Source organism: Enterococcus moraviensis ATCC BAA-383, from assembly GCF_000407445.1.
GTDB lineage: Bacteria > Bacillota > Bacilli > Lactobacillales > Enterococcaceae > Enterococcus_L > Enterococcus_L moraviensis.
This window is the reverse complement of the sequence record NZ_ASWB01000001.1, coordinates 706676-730237: the sequence shown is the minus strand read 5'-3', so window position 1 is coordinate 730237 and position 23562 is coordinate 706676. Positions and strand designations below refer to the sequence as shown.

Annotated in this window: 19 protein-coding genes; 18 read left to right on the top strand and 1 reads right to left on the bottom strand. The window is 36.5% G+C overall.

The window, feature by feature from the left end; all coding sequences use genetic code 11:
* Positions 1 to 56 precede the first annotated feature (56 nt).
* The 8 genes from I586_RS03440 (at position 57) to I586_RS03405 (ending at position 10115) form a co-directional block, all read left to right on the top strand.
* Positions 57 to 965: a hypothetical protein gene (locus tag I586_RS03440; protein ID WP_051092186.1), complete on the top strand. Its 909-nt coding sequence runs from the start codon at positions 57 to 59 to the stop codon at positions 963 to 965.
* Between the two features lie 417 nt (positions 966 to 1382).
* The gene (gene murC / locus I586_RS03435) at positions 1383 to 2720 is read left to right on the top strand and encodes a UDP-N-acetylmuramate--L-alanine ligase (protein ID WP_010764563.1); all 1338 of its coding nucleotides are present in this window, start codon (positions 1383 to 1385) and stop codon (positions 2718 to 2720) included.
* A gap of 142 nt (positions 2721 to 2862) precedes the next feature.
* Positions 2863 to 3345 carry a MaoC family dehydratase gene (locus I586_RS03430; protein ID WP_010764564.1) on the top strand — a complete coding sequence of 161 codons (483 nt, stop codon included), beginning with the start codon at positions 2863 to 2865 and terminating at the stop codon, positions 3343 to 3345.
* The gene (locus tag I586_RS03425) at positions 3338 to 4018 is read left to right on the top strand and encodes a Bax inhibitor-1/YccA family protein (protein WP_010764565.1); all 681 of its coding nucleotides are present in this window, start codon (positions 3338 to 3340) and stop codon (positions 4016 to 4018) included. Before I586_RS03430 ends, I586_RS03425 begins: the two co-directional genes overlap by 8 nt.
* Before the next feature lie 140 nt (positions 4019 to 4158).
* Positions 4159 to 5016 carry a PhzF family phenazine biosynthesis protein gene (locus I586_RS03420; RefSeq protein WP_010764566.1) on the top strand — a complete coding sequence of 286 codons (858 nt, stop codon included), beginning with the start codon at positions 4159 to 4161 and terminating at the stop codon, positions 5014 to 5016.
* A 320-nt stretch (positions 5017 to 5336) separates the two neighbouring features.
* Positions 5337 to 6494: a bifunctional glutamate N-acetyltransferase/amino-acid acetyltransferase ArgJ gene (argJ, locus tag I586_RS03415; RefSeq protein ID WP_034701443.1), complete on the top strand. Its 1158-nt coding sequence runs from the start codon at positions 5337 to 5339 to the stop codon at positions 6492 to 6494.
* A gap of 126 nt (positions 6495 to 6620) precedes the next feature.
* Positions 6621 to 8972: an ATP-dependent DNA helicase gene (locus I586_RS03410; RefSeq protein WP_010764568.1), complete on the top strand. Its 2352-nt coding sequence runs from the start codon at positions 6621 to 6623 to the stop codon at positions 8970 to 8972.
* A 177-nt stretch (positions 8973 to 9149) separates the two neighbouring features.
* The gene (locus I586_RS03405) at positions 9150 to 10115 is read left to right on the top strand and encodes an asparaginase (protein WP_010764569.1); all 966 of its coding nucleotides are present in this window, start codon (positions 9150 to 9152) and stop codon (positions 10113 to 10115) included.
* A gap of 41 nt (positions 10116 to 10156) precedes the next feature.
* On the opposite strand, the gene I586_RS03400 is transcribed toward I586_RS03405, so the two are convergent.
* Complete coding sequence (locus tag I586_RS03400) at positions 10157 to 10651, bottom strand: YajQ family cyclic di-GMP-binding protein (protein WP_010764570.1); 495 nt, start codon at positions 10649 to 10651, stop codon at positions 10157 to 10159.
* A 235-nt stretch (positions 10652 to 10886) separates the two neighbouring features.
* On the opposite strand from I586_RS03400, the gene I586_RS03395 reads away from it, so the two are divergent.
* The 10 genes from I586_RS03395 (at position 10887) to I586_RS03350 (ending at position 23447) form a co-directional block, all read left to right on the top strand.
* Entirely contained in the window at positions 10887 to 11816 is a 930-nt protein-coding gene (locus I586_RS03395; protein ID WP_010764571.1) for a YitT family protein, read from the top strand.
* A gap of 225 nt (positions 11817 to 12041) precedes the next feature.
* Positions 12042 to 13649 (top strand): alpha-glucoside-specific PTS transporter subunit IIBC, encoded by a 1608-nt coding sequence (locus tag I586_RS03390; RefSeq protein ID WP_010764572.1) that lies wholly within the window; start codon positions 12042 to 12044, stop codon positions 13647 to 13649.
* Positions 13650 to 13669: 20 nt separating this feature from the next.
* On the top strand, positions 13670 to 15001 hold the full coding sequence (locus tag I586_RS03385) for a 6-phospho-alpha-glucosidase (protein WP_010764573.1): 1332 nt from the start codon (positions 13670 to 13672) through the stop codon (positions 14999 to 15001).
* A gap of 103 nt (positions 15002 to 15104) precedes the next feature.
* A complete protein-coding gene (locus tag I586_RS03380) occupies positions 15105 to 15878 on the top strand; it encodes a MurR/RpiR family transcriptional regulator (protein ID WP_010764574.1) in 774 nt (257 codons plus the stop codon).
* A complete protein-coding gene (locus tag I586_RS03375; RefSeq protein WP_010764575.1) occupies positions 15878 to 16327 on the top strand; it encodes a hypothetical protein in 450 nt (149 codons plus the stop codon). Before I586_RS03380 ends, I586_RS03375 begins: the two co-directional genes overlap by 1 nt.
* 215 nt (positions 16328 to 16542) lie before the next feature.
* A complete protein-coding gene (locus I586_RS03370) occupies positions 16543 to 17409 on the top strand; it encodes a class II fructose-bisphosphate aldolase (RefSeq protein ID WP_010764576.1) in 867 nt (288 codons plus the stop codon).
* A 271-nt stretch (positions 17410 to 17680) separates the two neighbouring features.
* Positions 17681 to 18961 (top strand): UDP-N-acetylglucosamine 1-carboxyvinyltransferase, encoded by a 1281-nt coding sequence (locus I586_RS03365; RefSeq protein ID WP_010764577.1) that lies wholly within the window; start codon positions 17681 to 17683, stop codon positions 18959 to 18961.
* Positions 18958 to 20250 (top strand): transcription termination factor Rho, encoded by a 1293-nt coding sequence (rho, locus tag I586_RS03360; RefSeq protein WP_010764578.1) that lies wholly within the window; start codon positions 18958 to 18960, stop codon positions 20248 to 20250. The genes I586_RS03365 and rho overlap by 4 nt, the downstream gene beginning before the upstream one ends.
* 98 nt (positions 20251 to 20348) lie before the next feature.
* On the top strand, positions 20349 to 20618 hold the full coding sequence (locus I586_RS03355; protein WP_010764579.1) for a type B 50S ribosomal protein L31: 270 nt from the start codon (positions 20349 to 20351) through the stop codon (positions 20616 to 20618).
* A 198-nt stretch (positions 20619 to 20816) separates the two neighbouring features.
* Complete coding sequence (locus I586_RS03350; RefSeq protein WP_010764580.1) at positions 20817 to 23447, top strand: HAD-IC family P-type ATPase; 2631 nt, start codon at positions 20817 to 20819, stop codon at positions 23445 to 23447.
* Positions 23448 to 23562: the final 115 nt, after the last annotated feature.

The window sequence follows — 23562 nt, the reverse complement described above, 5'->3', positions numbered from 1 at the left end:
ATTTGTTTAGAATTCCAGGGTTTTGTGGTAAAATTGACAGAAAGTAGAATAAAGGAATGACTCGAATGGAAAACCCAACTCAAATCAAAAGAAAACATTTTCGTTTTCCAGCCTATGACGATGACTTAGGCGTGAAATTAGTTTCTGAGAATAAACGAACATTGTTTCAAGATGAACCGATGCTCTCTAATACAGCGACACAACCACAAAAAAGCACGCCAGTGATCGATCCAGTAAGTGTACAACCGATAATACAAAAACAACCAACACAAACGAATAATCATCATGTTTCACATAGCCAGGAACAAGTAGCAGAATTAGCTCGTCATAAATCTAATTTGCCAAATTATATGATGACGCACAATAAAACGACTTCACCAAAACAAAAGACTAATTTATTTGGAGACATGCCAAAAAGAAGTTCATTTGGTTTTGGTTCTAAACAATCATCTAGTAAAAATAAAGCAGCGTTTTCAAAGGATTTTACATATGAAACGCGTTCATACTTTGTGCCAAAATACATTCCAGCTTCTGTTATTCCAGAAGAAAAAGTACCAGCTTTGACAGAACAAGAATTAGCAGAAGCAATGAAAAAAGATCAAAACTCTTATTTACTTTTTGATGACGAGCCAGCAGCATTTCAAGTGAAAGGAAATGAAGATCCGACGGTCCAAAAATTCAATATTCCTAAAGGATCACCTGAAATTCCTGTAACAAGACGTCAATACCAACAAATCAAGCCTGATATGGAGCGCTTTGGTAAAGAAGAAGACATCAGTCATTCGTTGCCGCGTTCTAGAAAAGAGCTGAAAACAGCAAAAGAAAATGCCAAAAGTCAAACAGCGTATGGCCAAAAAGTTGCTGAAGCTGAACATGAAAAGAAGAAAGGAATCCTTGATAAACCGCTAAGTGGCATTATCGAAGATTCCAGTATGGAATTAGAAAACAGCAAGTATTTTTCTTAAAATACTTGTTTTTTTCCACTTCAAAAACAAGCAACAAGATATTGATATTAAAATGATAGAAGAATTCTTTATGAAATTCACAAAAATGATGAAAATTACAAATTTTTAAGAAAAAATGAAAACGAACAGTCTATCAAACATAGATAAAAAACGAAGTGATTTATTAAGAAAACAAGACGACGTTTCTAATAGTTAAGTATTGAACGAACGATTACAATACCTGATACATAAGGGTTTTATTAAAAATGAATTAGAGATATGCTTAGGGTGTGGCCCGAATAAAAAGATTTAGGGTATCTATTGAAATGAGGGTTAATATGGGTTGATTATTTTCAAATTTTATATGATAATGAGGAACGTACGAATTTGTTAAGTAGAATCTATTTTTTACATAGGAAATAAGAGAAGAGGATTAAAATGAGCAATCAAGAAAATAAATTACATCATTTTGTTGGGATCAAAGGATCAGGGATGAGTTCGTTGGCACTTGTGTTATTCGAAAAAGGATATCAAGTACAAGGGTCTGATGTAGACGAATATTTCTTTACTCAACGTGATCTAGAAAAAGTCGGAATTACTATTTTACCATTCAATGCTGATAATATTACAAAAGATATGATTGTTATTGCCGGAAATGCTTTTCCAGATACACATGAAGAGTTAGTTCGAGCAAAAGAATTAGGTGCTGAAATTATTCGATACCATGACTTTATCGGACGTTTCATTCAGCCATATACAAGTGTTGCTGTTACAGGTTCTCATGGAAAAACCAGTACGACAGGGTTACTTTCGCATGTATTGACTGGAATCGCGCCAACGAGTTATTTGATTGGTGATGGAACAGGTCATGGTGATCCGAATGCTGAATTTTTTGCGTTCGAAGCATGTGAATACCGTCGTCATTTTTTAGCGTATTCTCCAGATTATGCGATTATGACAAATATTGATTTTGACCATCCTGATTATTTTAAGAGTATTGAAGATGTATATTCTGCTTTTCAAAAAATGGCTGAGCAAGTTAAAAAAGGGATATTTGCCTATGGGGATGATAAATATTTACGTCAATTAAAAACAGATGTACCAGTTTATTATTATGGCTTAGCAGAAGATGATGATATTCAAGCTAAAAATATCAAACGTACAACACAAGGTTCTTCTTTTGATGTCTATCATCTGGATACGTTCGTTGGGCACTTTGTGTTACCTGCTTTTGGCCAACATAATATCATGAACGCTTTAGGTGTGATTGCGGTCGCATATTTTGAAAAATTGGATATGAAAAAAGTTGCAGAAGAAATGTTGACTTTTGAAGGTGTGAAACGTCGTTTTACTGAGAAAAAAGTTTCAGATATGATCATCGTTGATGATTATGCACATCATCCAACAGAAATTATTGCGACGATCGATGGGGCACGTCAAAAATACCCGGAAAAAGAAATTATTGCGGTATTCCAGCCACACACATTTACGCGTACTATTGCCTTGATGGATGAATTTGCTGAAGCATTAGATTTAGCAGATGCTGTGTATTTATGTGATATCTTTGGTTCTGCTAGAGAGCAACAAGGTGATGTAAAAATCGAGGACCTAGGGAATAAAATCCAAAAAGGTGGCCAAGTGATTAAAGAAGAGAATGTTTCGCCACTTTTAGATCATGAGAATGCGGTCATGGTTTTCATGGGTGCAGGAGATGTTCAAAAATTTGAACAAGCGTATGAAACATTATTGAGTAATACAACAAGAAACGTATTATAAGGGAATTCATCAATAGAATAATGGTTTTAAAGAAGGTGTTTCAGCAGAGCGTTTTTAGCATTTGTTGGAGTGCCTTCTTTTTAACTTGCCTTTTGTCGTCATTTTGGTACAATTATCTTATCATTAGTGGAGGTGTACTAATTTGAATATCGGAAAACCGAGAAAATTAGGCAAAACCATCGAAGATATTGAGGAAGGCGATTCGCTGTCTTTAACCGAATCGATCGAAGATAAAGATTTACTTCTTTATTTGGGCTTAACCAACGATGCCAATCCCTTATATATCCAACATGATTATGCCCAAAAAACAGAATATGGCAAACCAATCGTACCATCGATCATGCTGATGGGAATCATTACTAGTGCTATTTCAAAACATTTACCTGGACCTGGCTCTCATGTGGTCAATTTTTCAGTAAACTTTGTGGAACCAGTTTTTCATTATGAGACATTGACGTTTCAGTTTGAAGTGATCAAAGTCGATAAAATGAAAGATGTTGTAACGATTTCGATTGAAGCTGTTAATGAAGAAGAAAATCGTGTGCTTGATGCGGTCGTAATGGTACAACCCCCTCAAGTCACATTAGCAGATTTAGAGGAGAAAGTAGGAGATATAGATGAATAATGGAGCAGTAGTAAATGCTGGAATAAACAAGTTTTATTCAAAAATATATGCATTTTTGGCGATGGGAATCGGTGTTAGCGCATTGGTATCCTATCTGATTTTAAATGTTTTCCCAATTGTATTAGTAACATTATTAAATTCTACAGTGTTATTTTTCGGACTATGGTTGTTGCAAATCGGCTTAGTTTTATTCTTAGGCGTTAGAGCACAAAAAAATCCGACTTTAGCAATTAGCGGATTTTTAGTTTACTCTATCTTAAACGGGGTGACGATCTCTGCAACGTTGTTATTATACGCTCAAACAACGGTCGTAAGTGCCTTTGTCAGTGCAGCCGCAACATTTGGTGCGATGGCATTCGTTGGAATGTTTACAAAGAAAGATTTATCTGCAATGGGTCATGCTGCTTATAGTGCCTTGATCGGAATTATTATTGCGATGGTCATCAATTTCTTTTTCTTACGTAGTGGTGCAGTATCATTTTTCATTTCAATTTTGATGGTTTTGATTTTTGCGGGAATTACTGCCTATGATAATCAAAGAATTCGCCAAGTGTATAATGAAACGGGTGGACAAGCTGGGACTGGTATTGCCGTATTCTTTGCTTTACAACTATATCTTGATTTCATTAACTTATTCTTAGCATTCTTGCGTATCTTTGGTAAAAATAATTAATACGTTACTCAATGATAGAGCATCTGGAGAAATCCAGATGCTTAAATTGTAGGCAAACTGATTTTGGAAGTTCTAAGGCCAAATTCGTTTGTCTCTTGTTTTATAAAAAAGGATTTATAGGTTGGAGGAAAAAGTTGCTTATGAGAATACCAGTTTATGTTGCAAGTGCATTTAGCCAAGGCTATACAGGTGGAAACAAAGCAGGTGTAGTTTTGTTTGAGAACGCCTTGACAAGAACGCAAAAAATGGCAATAGCGAAACAATTAGGTTATGCAGAAACTGCATTTATAACAGAGTCTGAATGTGCAGATTATAAATTTGAATATTTTACACCAAAAGAAGAAGTTGATTTATGCGGTCATGCGACAATAGGTTCTTTTGTCATATTGATGAAGTTAAATAACCTTACACGAGAACGCTATACGATTGAAACAAATAGCGGTGTTCTTACGATTACAATAAAAGATGGTATCCTATTCATGGAACAAACACAGCCCAAATTTTATGATGTTATTTCATCAACTGAGTTTACTGCGTGTTTTGATAGTAAAATGATTGATGATACTTATCCAATCCAAATTGTCTCAACAGGTTTAAAAGATATTTTGGTCCCTATAAAAAGCGCTGCACAATTAATGGAATTACAACCTAATTTTGATGAAATTAAAGGGATCAGCAAGCAATATGGCGTTGTTGGGATGCATCTGTATGCTTTTGATGACGACCGAATAATATGTAGAAATTTTGCCCCGTTATATGATATTGATGAAGAAGCGGCAACCGGAACGTCAAATGGCGCGTTAGCGTGCTATCTCTATCAACAACATGGGGTGAAAAAGGATCTGTATGTGTTTGAACAAGGATATTCTTTGCAGTCGCCTTCCAAAATATTAGTTAAATTACAAACCAATAGTAAAAGAGAAATAGAAAAAGTGTATGTTGGCGGTAAAGGATATTACTGTGAAACAAAGTATTTAAGTTTAGATAATAGTGAGTGAAGAAAAGCTGAATCAAAGACATAGGACGATTATGTAGCCTATTTCGACTGTAAACAAATTCCTAAATTCTAGGAGAAAGTTTACAGTCTTTTTGTATGCAGTTTTAGAATTTGGAAAATGATTCATCTTTGTGTTCCTACATAAAGAATCATATTATTGTTCTTTCAAACCTATTTTTATGCATAAAAATCCTTTTTAATTTGATTTTATGATAAAAAATTCATTGACTATCTTATGGCTTTGATTTATACTTTTATAAAATTAGTGAAATATAACTCTTAAATGAAGGATTCAGGATAATGTACAGGAAGGTGTTATTTATGGGAAATTATGAAAAGGTGCCTAAGGGATTTAAATTTTATGGAACACATGTTGGGATCAAGAAAAAAAGAAAAGATTTTGGGTTGATTGTAGCTGACGCTATTTGTCACGCTGCGGCTGTTTTTACAAAAAATACATTTTGTGGAGAATGTATTCCAATCGGAAGAGCCCATGTGGAAAATGCTGAACTACAAGCCGTTGTAGTAACAAGCGGGATTGCCAATGTCGCAACAGGGCAAACTGGCAGAGAGAATGAATATAGGATTTTAGATAGTGTGTCAAATCAATTACAGATAGAAACAAACAATATTCTACCATCTTCAACAGGTGTTATTGGACCACAATTACCGATCGATTTAATAGAAACCTTTTTAGACGCAGAAACAATTGAGCTAAAAGAAAATTATGAAGATTTTGCTCACGCTATTTTGACAACAGATCAACAGATAAAAGTACGTAGTATAACCATAGGAGAAGCTACGATTTTAGGCGTTGTCAAAGGTTCTGGGATGATTGAGCCGAACATGGCAACAATGTTGGCTTACGTATTGACAGATGCGAAAATAGAGAAAGAAGAGATTTATCCTATGTTGAAAACGGCTGTGGATCAATCATTTAATACAATTAGTATTGATAGCGATACTAGTACTAGTGATACCGTAGCTTTCTTAGCGAGTAGACACTATGATGTTGACAAAGCAGCGTTGCAGATGGGATTGAATCAATTGTGTAAGGAATTGGCACTCGCTGTTGTGAAAGATGCTGAGGGAGCGACGAAAACAATGTTTGTTACCGTCAAAAATGCTGAAAGTAAGGAACAAGCCAAATTAGCAGGTAAATCGATCATCAATTCTCCTTTAGTCAAAACGGCATTATTCGGAAATGATCCTAATTGGGGAAGAATTGCAATGGCACTTGGCAAGACAGAGGGATTGGTTTTTGATTTGAATAAAGTAGAAATCTATTATGGAGATTATGCTATTTTTTCAAATAATAATGAAGAAAAACAACATATCGATCAAATCGCAGCATACATTAAGCAACATGAAGATATCTATTTAACCGTGGATTTACATCATGGCACAGAATGTTTTGAAGTGATTGGTTGTGATTTGAGTTATGAGTATGTCAAAATAAATAGTGACTATTCAACTTGATACAGTACATTTTATAGGGTTGAAAAAGAAGGAAACTTGACTGAGGTAAAAAATCTCTGTCAGATTTCCCTCTTTTATTTTGCGAATGTATGTTCTATAATAGAAACATGATAGGTGGGAGTGAACATGCAGAATACACAAAAAATTGCGGTCCGCAGATTAGTGGAATTTATTTTACGAAAAGGAAGTATAGATGCGCGACATACCAGTGAACATACAGCTTTGGAAGGCGCAAAAATCCATCGTGCATTGCAGAAAACAGCTGGCGACAATTATCAAAAAGAAATCAAACTTGCTATCGACATAGAATTAAATAAACAAACATACATAATTGAAGGCCGTGCAGACGGTATTTTTATTGATGATAAAAAGCGAACAGTGATTGATGAAATCAAAACATCTGAGCCAGCATTTTCGGAACTGTTAGATGAACAAATCGACATGTTTTGGTACCAAGTGATGTGCTACGGACATATTTACTGTCAACAAAATGATTTAGAAACAATCACGCTACAGTTGACCTATTTTCAGACAACAACTGAAGAGATCACACGTCAGGAAAAGGAGTTTACGAAGGAAGAATTAAAGATTTTTTTTGACGATCTAACACAAAAATATGAACAATGGTTGATCTTTAAAGCCAATTGGCGTAAGACGCGCAATCGCTCATTGCAAAAATTGTCTTTTCCTTATGGAGAGTATCGAGCTGGTCAAAGAGAGCTAGCGGTTGCTGTTTATAAAACAATTTTAAGCGATCAAAAACTTTTTGTAGAAGCCCCCACCGGAACTGGAAAGACGATTTCTACGCTGTTTCCCACGCTAAAGGCAATGGGTGAAGAACAAGCGGAGAGAGTGTTTTATTTAACGGCCAAAACAATCACTCGCCAAGTAGCTGAAGATGCTGTAGAGGCAATGAAACAAAAAGAGATGAAGTTAAAAAGTGTGACTCTAACAGCCAAAGATAAAATTTGTTTTTTGACGGAACGTAACTGTACACCAGAAGCTTGTCCATTTGCTAATGGGTATTATGATCGTTTGAATGAAGGGCTATGGGATTTGTTGAATAATGAAAGTCAGTTTACCCGAGAAGTGATAGAAAGCTATGCTCAAAAACATACCCTGTGTCCGTTTGAGCTATCCTTAGATGTTAGTTTATGGTGTGACTTGGTGATCTGTGATTATAATTATTTATTTGATCCAGTCGTCTATTTAAGACGCTTTTTTGAAGAGCAGACAGAAGACAAAGAGAACATTTTTTTAGTGGATGAAGTTCATAATTTAGTCAATCGTTCCAGAGAAATGTATTCCGCTGTTTTGTCGAAAAGTAAACTAACAAGCCTAAAAGAAACGCTTGATAAAAAGCAAACAAAATTGATTCGGGCATTGAACAAAATCGAAAAAGAATTTGATAAAATCAAGCAGATTTGTGATGAGGAAGAAAAAGAATTTGTTCATCAAAATGCTCCTATTGATTCTCTAGTCAAAGTTGCATACTCTCTTGCTGAAAAAATTAAAGAGTGGCTTCCTGAAAATCAGGACTATCAGGAAATAAACCAAGTATTATCTGTGTATTTTGATTTGCTGAATTATACTAAAATCAGTGAAGGGTATGATGATCATTACTGTACGTATGTAAATTGTCAAAATCACGATATCCTAGTGAAGCAGTTTTGTATCGATCCAAGTTATCTTTTAAAGCAAAAATTAGATAAAGGAAAGGCAAGTGTTTTATTTTCAGCTAGTTTGACGCCACTAGATTACTATCAGGAAATTTTAGGTGGAGGAGAAGCAAGCTTACGCTATCGAATACCTAGTCCTTTTCCAAAAGAAAATCAGTTGCTAGTAATTGAGCAGTATATCCAAACCACATACAAAGAGCGTGAAAGTAGTTATGAAAAGATTATTGCCAGTTTGACTAATATGATCCAGCAAAAAAAAGGAAACTATTTTGTCTTTTTTCCGTCATACGCCTATATGGATAGTATTTATGAACAGTTCAAAAAGCAACATCCCCATGTCAAAACTAAGATTCAGGCAAGTATGATGAATGAAGCGGAGCGAGAGGCCTTTTTAGCTGATTTTATTTCAGAACCTGAGGAAACATTAGTTGGTTTTTGTGTGTTAGGCGGTATCTTTTCAGAAGGTATCGATTTAAAAGGTAGCCGATTGATTGGCACAGTAATTGTGGGTGTTGGACTTCCACAAATCAATCATGAACAAGAGCTGATCAAAGAATATTATGATCGAGAAAAGAATCAAGGGTTTCAATTTGCCTATCAAATTCCGGGTATGAATAAAGTGTTGCAAGCTGCAGGTCGTGTTATTAGAGATACTAATGATCGCGGTGTTGTTCTACTTTTGGATCAACGGTTTTCGACAAATGCAGTCAAACGTTTTTTTCCGCCACATTGGAATCAGGCCAAAACGTCGTATTCATCCGAGTGTACACAACAATTCTTGCAGCAATTTTGGCAATAAAACGAGCGGTTGATGATAGGAAAAAACACGTGTTACTGGTATACTAAAAAAGCAGTGAATTGTATAATAGTTCAGATCGTATAATAATTAAAAGAAGCCGAGGGTTCGATTGTCGGCTCTTTTTTGAGCGAAAAGCTAAATAAGGAACAAAGAAAATGAATCAAAAGGAGAATGAAGATGAAAACAATTCTAGTGTTACATACAGGTGGCACGATTTCGATGTCAAAGGAAGCAGATGGCAATGTTACAACCAATAATATGAATCCATTGCTGAACCAAGAAGAATTAGTAGCGGGAAAAGTGAATTTAGTCGTTGAACCGATTTTCAATATTCCTTCTCCTCATATGACATTAGAGCGAATGTTAGAATTAAAGCAACGTATCCAAAGAGCCTATACTGAAAATGTTGATGGTGTGGTTATTACGCATGGAACGGACACATTAGAGGAAACAGCCTACTTTTTAGACATTACACTAGAAAATAAAATACCTGTAGTCCTAACAGGTGCGATGCGTTCAAGCAATGAAATCGGAACGGATGGCTTATATAATTTTATTAGCGCGGTATGGACGGCATGCTCCGATGAATCATATGGAAAAGGTGTATTGGTCGTAATGAACGATGAAATCCACACGGCGCGTTATGTGACAAAAACACATACGACCAATGTAGCGACATTTCGAACACCGACATTTGGCCCAATTGGCATGATTGCAAAAGAACGAACATTTTTTGCCAGTGAAGTACGGCCGCAAGAAGTATGCGATATAAAAAAAGTTACAGGTGAAGTTTATGTTATCAAAGCCTATGCTGGGATGGATGGTAGCTTGTTTGATTTAGTGGATAATGAGCAAACAGATGGGATTGTGATTGAAGCATTGGGGGCAGGAAATCTTCCTCCTGAAACATTACCGGCACTAGAAAGACTTTTAGCTAGAAATATTCCAATTGTTTTAGTTTCACGTTGTTCTAATGGCATCGCAGAAGATATTTATGATTACCAAGGCGGTGGTGTCAATCTTAAAAAAATGGGTATTATTTTTTCTAGAGGATTAAACGGTCCAAAAGCCCGTATCCGCTTGATTGTTGGGCTAAATAGTGGTAAAAACAGCTCTGAATTAATTGATTTTTTGAGTGAATAAGATAAATAAAAAGGTATAACCGTCAGGCTATACCTTTTTATTTATCTGAAATTCGTGAATTGTAATTCCACGGGCAAGTCTAAATTTCTAAGCAAAGTGATTACTTTTTGTAGGTCATCACGACTTTTTCCTGTTACCCTGATTTGATCTTCTTGAATCTGTGATTTCACTTTAATACCAGAATTTTTGATTGCAACATTGATTTTTTTTGCATTGTCACGATCGATTCCACTAATTAAATCCCCATATTGACGAGCAGAACCACCTAATGCTTTTTCGCTTGTCGAAAAGTGAATATTCTTGATTGGTACCGCTCGTTTAACGAGCTTACTGAACAAGACATCTTTTACTTGTTCAATTTTGTAATCATCTTCTGCAACAACGACCAATTTGTTATTTTCTAATTTTATATCGGCGATTGATCCTTTAAAATCAAAACGGTTCTTGATTTCTTTCAGTGCGATTTGGATCGAATTTTTAACTTCTTCCATATTCATTTCGGATGTTACGTCAAAACTTGCTTCTTTTGCTGCCATGTGCTGAGCTCCTCTCTTAATTTCTTACTTTTATAGTACCATTAAATAGGGAAGAAACAAGTATAAAAAACGTTTGCAGGAAAGGGTGTGCTATGATGACGTTCGTGAGTATGTGACATATCAGAATAAAATAATCCTCATTTTCTGATGTTTCTCTTTTCTTTTATGGAGCAAACTGTTATCCTAATTCGAGGGATTTTATGTTTGAACGTTACAGAAAATGGGGAGGTTTTTGATGCGTAAATGGGTTATTTCATATAAAAGAAGTGAGACATTGAAAAAGTTTGCTGTTATAGTTGTTACGGGGATTTTAGTAGCGATCAGTTTGAACTTTTTTTTGATTCCTGCAAAAGTTTTTTCTGCGGGGATGAATGGTGTGGCACAAATCATTGCAACATTGTTGCATACACATCTTGGTATTACGATAGATACGGGTTTGTTCATTTTATTATTGAATATTCCAATTTTTATATTAGGCTTTATGAAACTAGGAAAAGAATCAACGATTTACAGTTTCTTAAATGTAGCTTGGGTTTCTTTGACAACGATCTTGATTCCAATCGAGGTAATCACGACCAATCCTTTGATGAATGCTATTGCAGGGGGTGTGTTGATCGGAATTGGGGCTGGTCTGTCGCTTAAAATGGGTTTTACTACAGGCGGGATGGATGTAATTTCTCTCGTGTTATCAAAAACAACTGGGAAGACAGTTGGCAATTATATGTTCATGCTAAATGGGATCATCGTTGCAATTGCAGGTTTTGTTTTTGATTGGGAAAGTGCATTATATACTATTATTTCGATTTACTGTATGACACAAGTAGTCGATACGATCCATACCAGTCATCAAAAAATTACAGCAATGATCGTGACGGTTCAACCAGAAATTGTAACACAAGCCATTTCTAAACAAATGATTCGTGGAATGACCTTGCTTCCATCAATGGGCGGGTATTCTGGTGTAGAAGGACGAATGATCATGATGGTGATCACACGTTATGAGTTATATGACTTAGAACAAATCGTTTACGAAGTAGATGAGAATGCATTTATGAACATCATTCCTACTCATTCGGTTTTGGGCCGGTTTGCCAATGAAGATGAACAACGAATTTTTAAAAGCACAGGAAGTTTCCCTGAATTGAAGAAGCAGAAGCGAAAATAAAAATAATAAAAGTAGTTCGATAAATTGTCTCGTTTTAATCTGACATTTTATCGAACTTTTTTTTAAAAGAAAAAGTGATTTTTTGTGGTAAATTTCCCGCTCTTTGACACTTTTTCTCTGGTTGCTAATTGGATTACCAGAAGATGGAAAAAGTATTGTTAGCGCATTCATGCGATGGTATAACTAACATGTAAAACAAATGAATAGAAGGAGGGTGTTTCACTAGTGATGGAGAAAGTGCAGCGTTTTGGAGGAGCAATGTTCACACCGGTATTATTGTTTTCTTTCTCAGGAATTATGGTAGCGCTTGCGATTATCTTTAAAAATCCGATGATCGTAGGGAGTATCGCGAATGAAGGAACTGTTTGGTATGGCATTTGGTCGGTATTGGAAAGTGGGGCTTGGACTGTATTCAATCAAATGGAGTTATTATTTGTGATTGGATTACCGATCGGCTTAGCTAAAAAAGCCAATGCTCGTGCAGCGATGGAAGCGTTCGTGATTTATCTGACCTGTAATTATTTTATTAGCAGTATGTTAGAGTATTTCGGCCCATTTTTTGGCGTTGATTTTGCCCAAGAAGTTGGTGGCGATAGTGGAATGAAATTGATTGCGGGTATCAAAACATTGGATACAGGTATTATTGGGGCTATTTTTATTTCAGCAATCGTTGTTTGGCTTCATAATCGCTACTTTGATACCAAATTACCTGACTTTTTAGGTATTTTCCAAGGATCGTCCTTAATTGCGATTTTAGGATTTTTCGCCATGTTGCCAATTGCCTTTTTAATTTGTCTAATTTGGCCAAAAATTCAAATGGGTATTGGGTCAATGCAGACATTCTTAGCAAGTGCTGGTACGTTCGGCGTGTGGCTCTATACATTTTTAGAGCGGATTTTGATTCCTACAGGCTTGCATCATTTCATTTATACACCATTTGTTTTTGGTCCAGCAGTTGTTGAAAACGGGATCACGAAATACTGGATGGCCCATTTGAATGAATATGCGCAAACAACTACACCAATCAAGCAGTTATTCCCACAAGGTGGGTTTGCGTTACATGGAAACTCAAAAATATTTGCTTCACCCGGAATTGCGGCGGCCTTTTATTTCACAGCAAAACCAGATAAACGGAAAAAGGTTTTAGCGATTTTAATTCCTGTTACGTTGACTGCTGTGTTAGCAGGAATCACTGAACCATTAGAGTTTACGTTCTTGTTTGTGGCACCGCCGTTATTTATTCTTCATGCGGTACTTGCTGCTACAATGGCTGCAACGATGTACTTCTTTGGTGTGGTAGGCGATATGGGTGGTGGATTTATTGATTTATTAGCAAAAAACTGGATTCCATTATTTGCTAATCACAAAGGAATGATCTTCACACAGTTGCTGATTGGGTTATCGTTTACGTTGATTTATTTTATTGTCTTTCGAGCCTTGATCTTAAAATTTAATTTTGCAACGCCTGGAAGGGAAGAAGAAGATCAAGAAGTTAAATTGTACAGTAAAAAAGAATACAAAGAGGCCAAAAAAGCTGGAACATTAGGAGATGTCGGGATTGCTGGAGCAAATCAATATACGGAACAAGCGGCGATTTATCTAGAGGCTTTTGGTGGGAGCGACAACATTGAAAAAGTAAATAATTGTGCAACACGTTTGAGAATTACGGTGAAAGATGAGGAGATCGTGTTACCTGATGGAGCATTCAAAGAAGGTGGAGCGCATGGCGTTGTAAGAAATGGGACAGCTTTTCAAGTCATTGTTGGACTAGATGTTCCTCAAGTCAGAGAACAGTTTGAAAACTTATTAGCTATAGGAAATGAAAATCAATAAGAGAAGGAGCTAGAAAAGAAATGAAAAAATTTTCGATTGTAATTGCAGGTGGAGGAAGTACATTTACTCCCGGAATTGTGTTAATGCTGTTAGATAACTTGGATAAATTTCCGATAAGACAAATCAAATTTTATGATAATAATGAGGAAAGGCAAAAACAAATTGCAGATGCATGTGAAATCATCATTAAAGAGCAAGCACCAGAGATTCAATTTTTGGCGACAACGGATCCTCAGACAGCATTTACGGATGTTGATTTTGTGATGGCTCATATTCGGGTTGGGCTTTATGCGATGCGAGAAAAAGACGAAAAAATCCCATTGAAATATGGAGTGATTGGACAGGAAACCTGTGGACCTGGTGGAATTGCATATGGGATGCGCTCGATTGGCGGGGTCTTAGAATTGATCGATTATATGGAAAAATACTCGCCAAATGCCTGGATGTTGAACTACTCCAATCCAGCAGCAATTGTTGCTGAAGCAACGCGGAAGTTACGTCCAGAAAGTAAAATCATCAATATTTGTGATATGCCTGTCGGAATTGAAGAAAGAATGGCAAAATCAATTGGGTTAAGTTCAAGAAAAGAAATGGTGGTTCGTTATTATGGATTGAATCATTTTGGCTGGTGGACGGATATTAGAGACCAAGCTGGCAATGATTTGATGCCGAAAATTAAAGAGCATGTGAAAGAATACGGGTATTCATTAAAAGAAGAAATAGAAGAATCTCAACATACAGATGCTAGCTGGATGCATACATTTGCTAAAGCCAAAGAAGTCTATGCTGTTGATCCAACAACGCTACCAAATACGTATTTGAAATATTATTTTTATCCCCAAGATGAGGTAGCACATGCTAATCCAGAATATACAAGAGCTAATGAAGTGATGGCGGGTCGTGAGAAACATGTTTTTGGCGAATGTAATCGAATCACGAAAGCTGGTACAGCAAAAGAGACAACGTTAGAAGTGGATGAACACGCGTCATACATTGTGGATCTAGCAAGGGCTATTGCCTATAATACCCATGAAAGAATGTTATTGATCGTTGAAAATCAAGGAGCGGTGGTCAATTTTGATGAGACAGCGATGGTCGAAGTGCCGTGTATAGTTGGAAGCAATGGCCCTGAACCAATTGTTCAAGGAAAGATTCCTCGCTTTCAAAAAGGGTTGATGGAACAACAAGTAGCAGTTGAAAAATTGGTTGTTGAGGCATGGGCAGAAGGGTCTTACCAAAAATTATGGCAGGCGCTGATGCTGTCAAGAATTGTTCCAAATGCTCGAATTGCCCAAGAAATTTTAGATGATTTAGTAGAAGCAAATAAAGAGTTTTGGCCTAAACTTTCGTAGTAAGGCAGGATTAGTGATTTTCCTTAGCAATTTCCCTTAGTATCGTTTTGTTTTTTCATCCTTTATACTAAGGGAAGTAAACTAAGGAAAAGAGGGATTGAATATGAATTTAAAGACATTGATGCAAAAACATCAAAAGAATTTAAGTGAGATGGATTGGTCAATTTTAGGGTATATTTTAGAAAATGAGCAAGAGGTTATGGGTCTCAGTATTATTGAATTAGGAGGAAAAGTCCATAGTTCAAAATCATCAATTTTACGTTTGACTAAAAAATTAGGATTTTCCGGTTATTCAGAATTTAAGTACTTTATGAGACAATCAAAACAAAATAATATCGGAACGACTGCCACTGATTTAATTGCTCTACAAACAAAGGATATTGAAAATACAGTTAAGTTAGCGCAACAAACCGATTTCACCGCATTATGTGCAGCGATCCAACATGCGAACACTGTGTATTGTTATGCGACTGGTTATTCACAAAGAAAAGTGATAGAAGAGTTTTCTAAGATGTTGATGATATGTGACAAGCGTTCAATCATTATTCCTGTTAAAACTGAATTGGATATTAGTATGTCGATGATTACAAAAGAAGATATCGTTTTATTTGTCTCTTTAAGTGGAGAAACAGATGATGTGAAAGAAAATATTCTTTCGTTGAACGCGCGTAAAATCCCTATCGCAACAATCACTGCTTTTTCTCATAATTATTTTGCTGAACATGCTCAATATGCCTATTTTTATTATTCAACACCTTTTACTGTTTCAGGAAAAGAGCACATCGCGCAATCGCTGGTTGGATTAAGTGTATTGGTTGATCTGATCTATAGAAAATATGTTACGTATTTAAATAAACAATTCGAGGAGGAGTCGTGATGACACTATTTTTACAACCAACTAAACTGAAACGTGTATTAGCAGGATACTGGTTGATGGTTCCGCTATTATTTGGATTATATATAGTGATCTTAGCAGCAGTCAAAGGTGTTTCTACTGCAACTATTTTTATAGGGATTCCTAGTTTGACCTTAACAAGTATTGTCGTTTTGTTACTACTTTTTCAACTTTTTGGGTTGTATTTAATTGGTGATTCTAGTGATTATCGTCATTCCTTATTAGGAGCCTATTTAAAATTCAATATGATACAACAACTGTTTTCACTAAATATTCCAGGTTTCATTTTATGCATATTATTTTATAGAAGTCTGCTTGATGGGCAAGAAGAAGTTAGATTGCCAAAAAAAACACGATGGATGATGTACATATTGATGGGATTCGTCTGTGTGATTACTGTTTTGGTGGTATTGATCCGTTTTTCATTATAATAACTTAAAGAGTGGAGCGATGTCTATTCATCAATTCACTCTTTTTTTTGGACAAAAACCAACAAGTGTCTACAGTTTTGTGAAAGGATGGACAAAAGTTTTCTGAAAAAGTTAATTTTAGTAGAAAAGTACTAAAAAGTCTGCTAAAATATAACTGTTAGTTAAGGATATCCTTAACAAATAAAGTTTTTTTAAAACTTAGGAGGAATTTTATTATGCCATTAGTATCAGGAACAGAATTTCTTAAAGCAGCTCGCAAAGGCGGCTACGGTGTCGGAGGATTCAACACAAACAACCTAGAATGGACAAAAGCGATTCTTGAAGCTGCAGAAGCTAAAAAAGCGCCAGTTTTGATCCAAACTTCTATGGGTGCGGCTAAATACATGGGTGGATACCAAGTATGTTACGATTTAGTAAAAGACTTGATCGATTCAATGGGTATCACTGTACCAGTTGCTCTTCACTTAGACCACGGTGAATACGAAGATGCACTAGAATGTATCGAAATCGGCTACACTTCAGTAATGTTTGATGGTTCTCACTTACCATTCGAAGAAAACATCGAAAAAGCAAAAGATGTTGTTGCTAAAGCTCACGCTAAAGGCGTTTCTGTAGAATGTGAAGTTGGTTCAATCGGCGGCGAAGAAGACGGAATCATTGGTTCTGGCGAATTAGCTGACGTACAAGAATGTGTACAAATGGTTGCTACAGGTATTGATTACCTAGCATGTGGAATTGGTAACATCCACGGTTCATACCCAGAAAACTGGACTGGATTAGCATTTGACCACTTACAAGAAATCGCTGACGCTGTTGGTGACATTCCGTTAGTATTACACGGAGGTTCTGGTATTCCTTTAGAGCAAGTTCAAAAAGCTATCTCAATGGGCGTTTCTAAAATCAACGTTAACACTGAGTGTCAAGAAGTTTTTGCTGCTGCAACTCGTAAATATATCGAAGAAGGCAAAGATCTTGAAGGTAAAGGTTTTGACCCTCGTAAATTATTAGCACCAGGAACAAAAGCTGTTACTGAATTAGTAGAACAACGTATCGAATGGTTCGGTTCTGCTAACAAAGCATAATTAATTTCTTTAACAATTTAAGCTGGAACGACAGATATGCTGTTGTTCCAGCTTTTTTTGCAAATGAAATGAAGATTCTACTTAAAATATTTTTTTCGCTAAAATTAATGAATATCATTTGAAAAAGATGCGAAAAAAAGCAGGAAAATGAAAAATACCCAAAAGAGAATGGATGTTGGCTTTTTTATTGTCTCTTAATGTGTTAAAATGATTTGGGTATATTACAAAAAAATAAAACTATTTGTTTTACATAGATAGGTGAGAATAATAAATGAAAAAAATCGTAATCAATGGCAATCGTCCATTAACAGGAGAAGTATCTATCAGCGGCGCAAAAAACAGTGCAGTAGCACTTATTCCTGCAGCTATTTTAGCTGATTCACCAGTAACATTAGATGGTGTACCTGATATTCAAGATGTACATTCTTTAATTGAAATTTTAGAAATTATGGGTGCTAAAACAACCTTTACTGATAATACACTAGTGATTGATCCAACTGAAATCGTTTCTGTTCCAATGCCAAAAGGCAAAATCAATAGTCTTCGTGCTTCCTATTACTTTATGGGCTCGTTGTTAGGGAAATTTGGTGAAGGTGTTGTTGGGCTACCAGGTGGCTGTTATCTTGGTCCGCGTCCAATCGATCTTCATATCAAAGGATTTGAAGCTCTTGGCGCACAAGTGACGAATGAACATGGTGCAATGTATTTAAGAACAGAAGAAGGGCTTCATGGAACAAGAATCTTTATGGATATGGTTTCAATCGGAGCAACGATCAATGTGATGCTAGCGGCGGTTAAAGCGAAAGGTAAAACAATCATTGAGAATGCAGCGCGTGAACCTGAAATCATCGATGTGGCTACTTTGTTGAATAATATGGGCGCAAACATCCGTGGAGCTGGTACAGATATCATTCGCATCGAGGGTGTAGAAAAATTACATGGCTGTCGTCATTCAATCATTCCTGATCGAATTGAAGCGGGAACTTATTTAGCCTTAGCTGCTGCGATGGGTGAAGGTGTTAAGGTTCGCAATGTGATTTACGAACATCTAGAAAGTTTCATTGCAAAATTACAAGAGATGGGCGTTAAAATGACGATTGAAGAAGATATGATCGAAGTTCATCCGTCTCATGATTTGAAAATGACAACTGTTAAAACGTATCCATATCCAGGTTTTGCGACAGATTTACAACAACCGATCACGCCTTTAATGATGAAAGCCAAAGGAACAGGCGAGGTTATTGATAGTATCTATGCACAGCGTACTAAACATATTCCTGAATTAGTACGTATGGGTGCGGATGCATCGATTGAAGGAAACATGATCGTAATCAACGGACCGACACAATTGCATGGAGCAGAGGTTGTCGCTTCGGACCTTAGGGCAGGTGCTTGTTTGGTAATCGCTGGACTAATGGCAACAGGAACAACAACAATTTATAATGTAGAATATATTTTGCGTGGCTATGACCACATCATTGAAAAATTAACCGCACTTGGTGCAGATATCCAAATGATTGAAACAGAAGAAGAAATCGAGGTGACTAAATGAGCGACTATTTAACAATGGCGGAACTTGAAAATAGTACGTTAAAAGATATATATTCGTACGCAAAAGAATTCAAGATCCCATATTATAGTCAAATGAATAAGAAAGAGCTCTCTTTAGCTGTCATTAGAGCACAGGCTGAGAAACAAGGATTTTTCTTCATGGAAGGAATTTTGGATATTGTTTCTCAAGATGGCTATGGTTTTTTACGTCCGATCAATTATGGACCAAGCGCAGAAGATATTTATATTTCCTCTTCTCAAATTCGCCGATTCGGCTTACGCAACGGAGATAAAGTAGCTGGAAAAGCACGTCCACCTAAAGAGTCAGAACGTTATTATGGTTTAATGCATGTTGAAAGTGTCAATGGGAAAGATCCAGAAGAAGCAAAAGAACGTCCACATTTCCCAGCTTTAACACCACTTTACCCCGATAAACAAATCAAATTAGAAACAACTCCTGGCAGGTTATCAACGCGCATGATCGATATTTTTTCTCCAGTTGGTTTTGGGCAACGTGGTCTGATTGTTGCGCCACCTAAAGCAGGTAAGACAAGCGTGTTGAAAGAAATTGCCAATGGTATTTCAGAAAATTATCCTGATGTAGAATTAATTCTTCTTTTGATCGATGAACGACCAGAAGAAGTAACTGATTTAGAACGCAGTGTGAAAGGCGATGTGGTTTCTTCAACTTTTGATCAGCAACCACAAAATCATACGCGTGTTTCTGAATTAGTGTTGGAACGTGCAATGCGTTTAGTTGAAGACAAACGTGATGTTGTGATTTTGATGGATAGTATTACGCGTTTAGCACGTGCTTATAATTTGGTCATCCCAGCAAGTGGTCGAACACTAAGTGGCGGTATCGATCCAGCTGCTTTTTACAAACCAAAACGTTTCTTTGGTGCTGCTAGAAATATCGAAGAAGGTGGAAGCTTAACGATTTTAGCTACCGCACTTGTTGATACTGGGAGTCGTATGGACGATGTGATCTTTGAGGAATTCAAAGGAACAGGAAATATGGAAATGCATTTATCCCGTGACTTAGCAGATCGCCGTATTTTCCCAGCAATTGATATTAAGAAATCGGGTACTCGTAAAGAAGATTTATTAATGTCAGCAGAACAGTTGGAAGAAACATGGAAGCTGCGTAATCATATGACAGGTGACTCTTTGGAGTATACAGAGCAGTTTGTTAAATTTTTACGTAAAACAAAAAACAACGAAAAGTTCTTTGAAGAGTTTCATGATGTTTCTTTTGGAAGACAAGCAAAAAAAAATATTAAAAGATAATTGCATCGATAAACGAATCATGCTATTATAATACTGTTGTATATCGACAAATAAACTCTGATGCAGCAAATGGATCAGGGCAAAGGAGCGAAAAGACTATGAAACAAGATATCCATCCAGAATATCACCCAGTTATTTTTATGGACTCAACTACAGGTTTTAAATTTTTATCAGGTTCTACTAAGCACTCTGATGAAACAGCTGAGTGGGAAGACGGAAATACTTATCCAGTAATCCGTGTCGAAGTTACATCTGACTCTCATCCATTCTACACTGGACGTCAAAAATTTACACAAGCAGACGGACGTGTGGACCGTTTCAACAAAAAGTATGGTATCAAAGATGCCAACGCCAACCCAGAAGCTTAATTCAAGTAGCAATGGTTATAAGACTCAGCTCATTTATGAGCAGGGTCTTATTTTTTATGGACTTATTTCAATGTGTTGTGGCTAATGAGTGAAGAGATTTTAGCATTTTCGTTAAGGCAAGGGCTTTTTGTTATGAATTATTCCTCTAGTTTTGTACACTTTAATAAAGTATTTCGACACTATTGAGGAGGAGATGTTATGAACTGGTATCAAATGACAACTGAGCAAGTGTTAACGGCTTTGCAGTCGAATTTAAATGGGCTCGATAGAACACTAAGAAAAGTGAAACAAGAAGAAGGCAGTAATGCGCTATCTAAAGAAAAAGAAGTGAGTAAACTACAAAAGTTTCTTCATCATTTTCATGATTTGTTGATTTATGTATTACTTGTATCAGCCGTACTAAAAGGAGTCAGCGGTCATTTTATTGACATGGCAATTATTTTATTGGTTGTGATCATCAATGCGGTTATTGGTTATGTACAAGAAGCGAAAGCGACAGATTCTTTGGAAAGCCTTACGTCTATGATGAGCTCAGAAGCAGTGGTTTTAATAGAGGGAGAAAAAGAAACGGTTAAAGCGGAATCGTTGGTTGCTGGTGATCTGGTCTATCTAAGTCCAGGTGATATTGTGCCAGCGGACCTTAGGGTGATTGAGGCTTATAATTTAGTGATCGATGAAGCAATATTGACAGGTGAATCTACTCCAGTTGAGAAAAATAGTCTCACGCTTGAAGAGGAGGCCGATTTAGGGGATCATTTTAATATGGCTTATTCTGGCACGTTGATCAATAGTGGAACAGGTAAAGGAATCGTTGTTCAAATCGGTGATCAAACAGAGATTGGCAAAATTAATCAACATCTAAAAAGTGTTGGAAACAACGAGACGCCATTAATCAAAAAGATGAAACAATTGAATAAACAGATCTTCTTATTTTTAATGGGCCTCATTGTTTTTCTTGTGCTATTCAGTTTATTTTTCCGTGAATTATCGGCAAGCGAATTGCTTTCTTCTATGATTGCTTTAGCAGTTTCCGCGGTGCCTGAAGGGCTACCTGCTGTTTTGTCGATTATTTTGTCTGTTGGTGTCACTCGAATGGCACGACAGCATGCGATCATCAAAAAAATGCCAGCAGTTGAAACACTAGGCAGTATGGGAGTGATTTGCTCCGATAAAACAGGAACTTTGACAAAAAATGAGATGGAAGTTGTTGCATTGGTTACGTCAAAAGAAACAATTGACACAGCGATAAATGGAGCGGAGTCTATTCAGCAGGTTGAACAAGACGAAGCATTAAGAAAGATGGCAGAAGTTGCCTCTTATTGTAATGATACAAAAATCACCTATAAAAACGGTGTGCGAGAAGTGATTGGTAACCCAACGGAGGGAGCTTTACTTGATTGGTCGAATCATACTGCACTTGTGGAAGAAGAACATGACATCAGTAAAATTCCGTTTGACTCTTCATATAAATATATGGCTACATTAGTCGACATCCAAGATAAGCGTTATATTTATTTAAAGGGTGCGCCAGATGTTTTATTAAATATGGTTGACTATCAGTTGGCAGAAGGAAAAGCAGAGACCTTTAATGAAGAGTATTGGCAACAAAAGATCAGTCATCAAGCAAAAAAAGGACAACGTATATTAGCGGCTGCATTTAAAGAAGTAACAAAAGGACAGACAACACTTGATCATGAAGACTTAAAAAGCGGAATGATCTTAGCTGGTTTATTTGGTATAATCGATCCACCAAAAAAAGAAGCAATCGAGGCAGTTCGTATCAGTCGAAAAGCAGGAATTTCAGTCAAAATGATTACGGGGGATCACAAAGATACGGCGGTAGCAATCGCAAAGGAAATTGGTCTTGAAAACTATCAAAATGCGTTGGTTGGAAAAGAGATTGAACAACTTAGTGATGAAGAATTGGCGGAGGTTGTCTTAACCAACGATGTGTATGCTAGAACGACACCAGAGCATAAATTACGTCTCGTTAATGCCATTCAAAAAAATGGGCAAATTGTTGGAATGACTGGAGATGGGGTCAATGATGCACCTGCGCTTAAACAAGCTGATATTGGAATCGCTATGGGAATCAAAGGGACCGAAGTAACGAAAGATGCAGCAGATATGGTTTTGGCGGATGATAATTTTGCGACGATCACGGTTGCAATCAAAGAGGGTAGACGTGTTTATGAAAATTTGAAAAAAACAATATATTTTTCTTTACCGACAGCCTTTGCACAAGGATTATTAGTAGTGGTTTCATTGCTGTTAGACAGACCGTTACCATTGACTTCCGTGCAAATTTTATGGTTGAATATGGTAACGACGATCACATTGTCTTTTGCTTTAGGTTTTGAACCGTTAGCAAAAAATGGGATGAATCAGCCGCCACGAAATCCTAAGGAAAATATTTTAGATCGATATGCGGTTTTCCGTATTGTATATGTGTCTCTTTTGTTAGCAGCTTTAGGTTTTTTAGTAAATGGATTATTAGAGAATCGGGATGCATCTGAAGCAGTTATGCAGACGACGTTGATTACAACAATCGTGTTTGGTCAGATTTTTTATATGATTAATTGTCGAGAAATTTACCAGTTTTCAATTAATAAAAGCATACTTTCGAATAAGGTTCTTTGGTTGTCCTTACTCGTTCTATTCATTTTACAAGCTTTATTGGTGTATACACCAATCATGCATCTAGCATTGGGGACAGCGACGATTGGGTGGGCGTATCTAAAATTAGCTTTCCTATCGGGAATTGTAGTATTTGTAGTAGTAGAGTTTGAAAAATTATTAACGCGAAAACTTAAAAAAGATAGCATCTAACCAAGAAGTCATTTAATGAGGTAATCTGTATAATTAAGCAGATTATCTCATTTTTGTTTTGAAAAATAAAATAGTGCTAACTTAGGTTTAAGCGAGTGCAACTTGACGAAAAAGT

What these genes read in the sequence shown, in the direction of transcription:
- I586_RS03440 (WP_051092186.1), top strand. Translation starts at nt 57, where the DNA reads ATGACTCGAATGGAAAACCCAACTCAAATCAAAAGAAAACATTTTCGT.
- murC (WP_010764563.1), top strand. Translation starts at nt 1,383, where the DNA reads ATGAGCAATCAAGAAAATAAATTACATCATTTTGTTGGGATCAAAGGA.
- I586_RS03425 (WP_010764565.1), top strand. Translation starts at nt 3,338, where the DNA reads ATGAATAATGGAGCAGTAGTAAATGCTGGAATAAACAAGTTTTATTCA.
- I586_RS03420 (WP_010764566.1), top strand. Translation starts at nt 4,159, where the DNA reads ATGAGAATACCAGTTTATGTTGCAAGTGCATTTAGCCAAGGCTATACA.
- argJ (WP_034701443.1), top strand. Translation starts at nt 5,337, where the DNA reads ATGGGAAATTATGAAAAGGTGCCTAAGGGATTTAAATTTTATGGAACA.
- I586_RS03410 (WP_010764568.1), top strand. Translation starts at nt 6,621, where the DNA reads ATGCAGAATACACAAAAAATTGCGGTCCGCAGATTAGTGGAATTTATT.
- I586_RS03405 (WP_010764569.1), top strand. Translation starts at nt 9,150, where the DNA reads ATGAAAACAATTCTAGTGTTACATACAGGTGGCACGATTTCGATGTCA.
- I586_RS03400 (WP_010764570.1), bottom strand. Translation starts at nt 10,651, where the DNA reads ATGGCAGCAAAAGAAGCAAGTTTTGACGTAACATCCGAAATGAATATG.
- I586_RS03395 (WP_010764571.1), top strand. Translation starts at nt 10,887, where the DNA reads ATGCGTAAATGGGTTATTTCATATAAAAGAAGTGAGACATTGAAAAAG.
- I586_RS03385 (WP_010764573.1), top strand. Translation starts at nt 13,670, where the DNA reads ATGAAAAAATTTTCGATTGTAATTGCAGGTGGAGGAAGTACATTTACT.
- I586_RS03380 (WP_010764574.1), top strand. Translation starts at nt 15,105, where the DNA reads ATGAATTTAAAGACATTGATGCAAAAACATCAAAAGAATTTAAGTGAG.
- I586_RS03375 (WP_010764575.1), top strand. Translation starts at nt 15,878, where the DNA reads ATGACACTATTTTTACAACCAACTAAACTGAAACGTGTATTAGCAGGA.
- I586_RS03370 (WP_010764576.1), top strand. Translation starts at nt 16,543, where the DNA reads ATGCCATTAGTATCAGGAACAGAATTTCTTAAAGCAGCTCGCAAAGGC.
- I586_RS03365 (WP_010764577.1), top strand. Translation starts at nt 17,681, where the DNA reads ATGAAAAAAATCGTAATCAATGGCAATCGTCCATTAACAGGAGAAGTA.
- rho (WP_010764578.1), top strand. Translation starts at nt 18,958, where the DNA reads ATGAGCGACTATTTAACAATGGCGGAACTTGAAAATAGTACGTTAAAA.
- I586_RS03355 (WP_010764579.1), top strand. Translation starts at nt 20,349, where the DNA reads ATGAAACAAGATATCCATCCAGAATATCACCCAGTTATTTTTATGGAC.
- I586_RS03350 (WP_010764580.1), top strand. Translation starts at nt 20,817, where the DNA reads ATGAACTGGTATCAAATGACAACTGAGCAAGTGTTAACGGCTTTGCAG.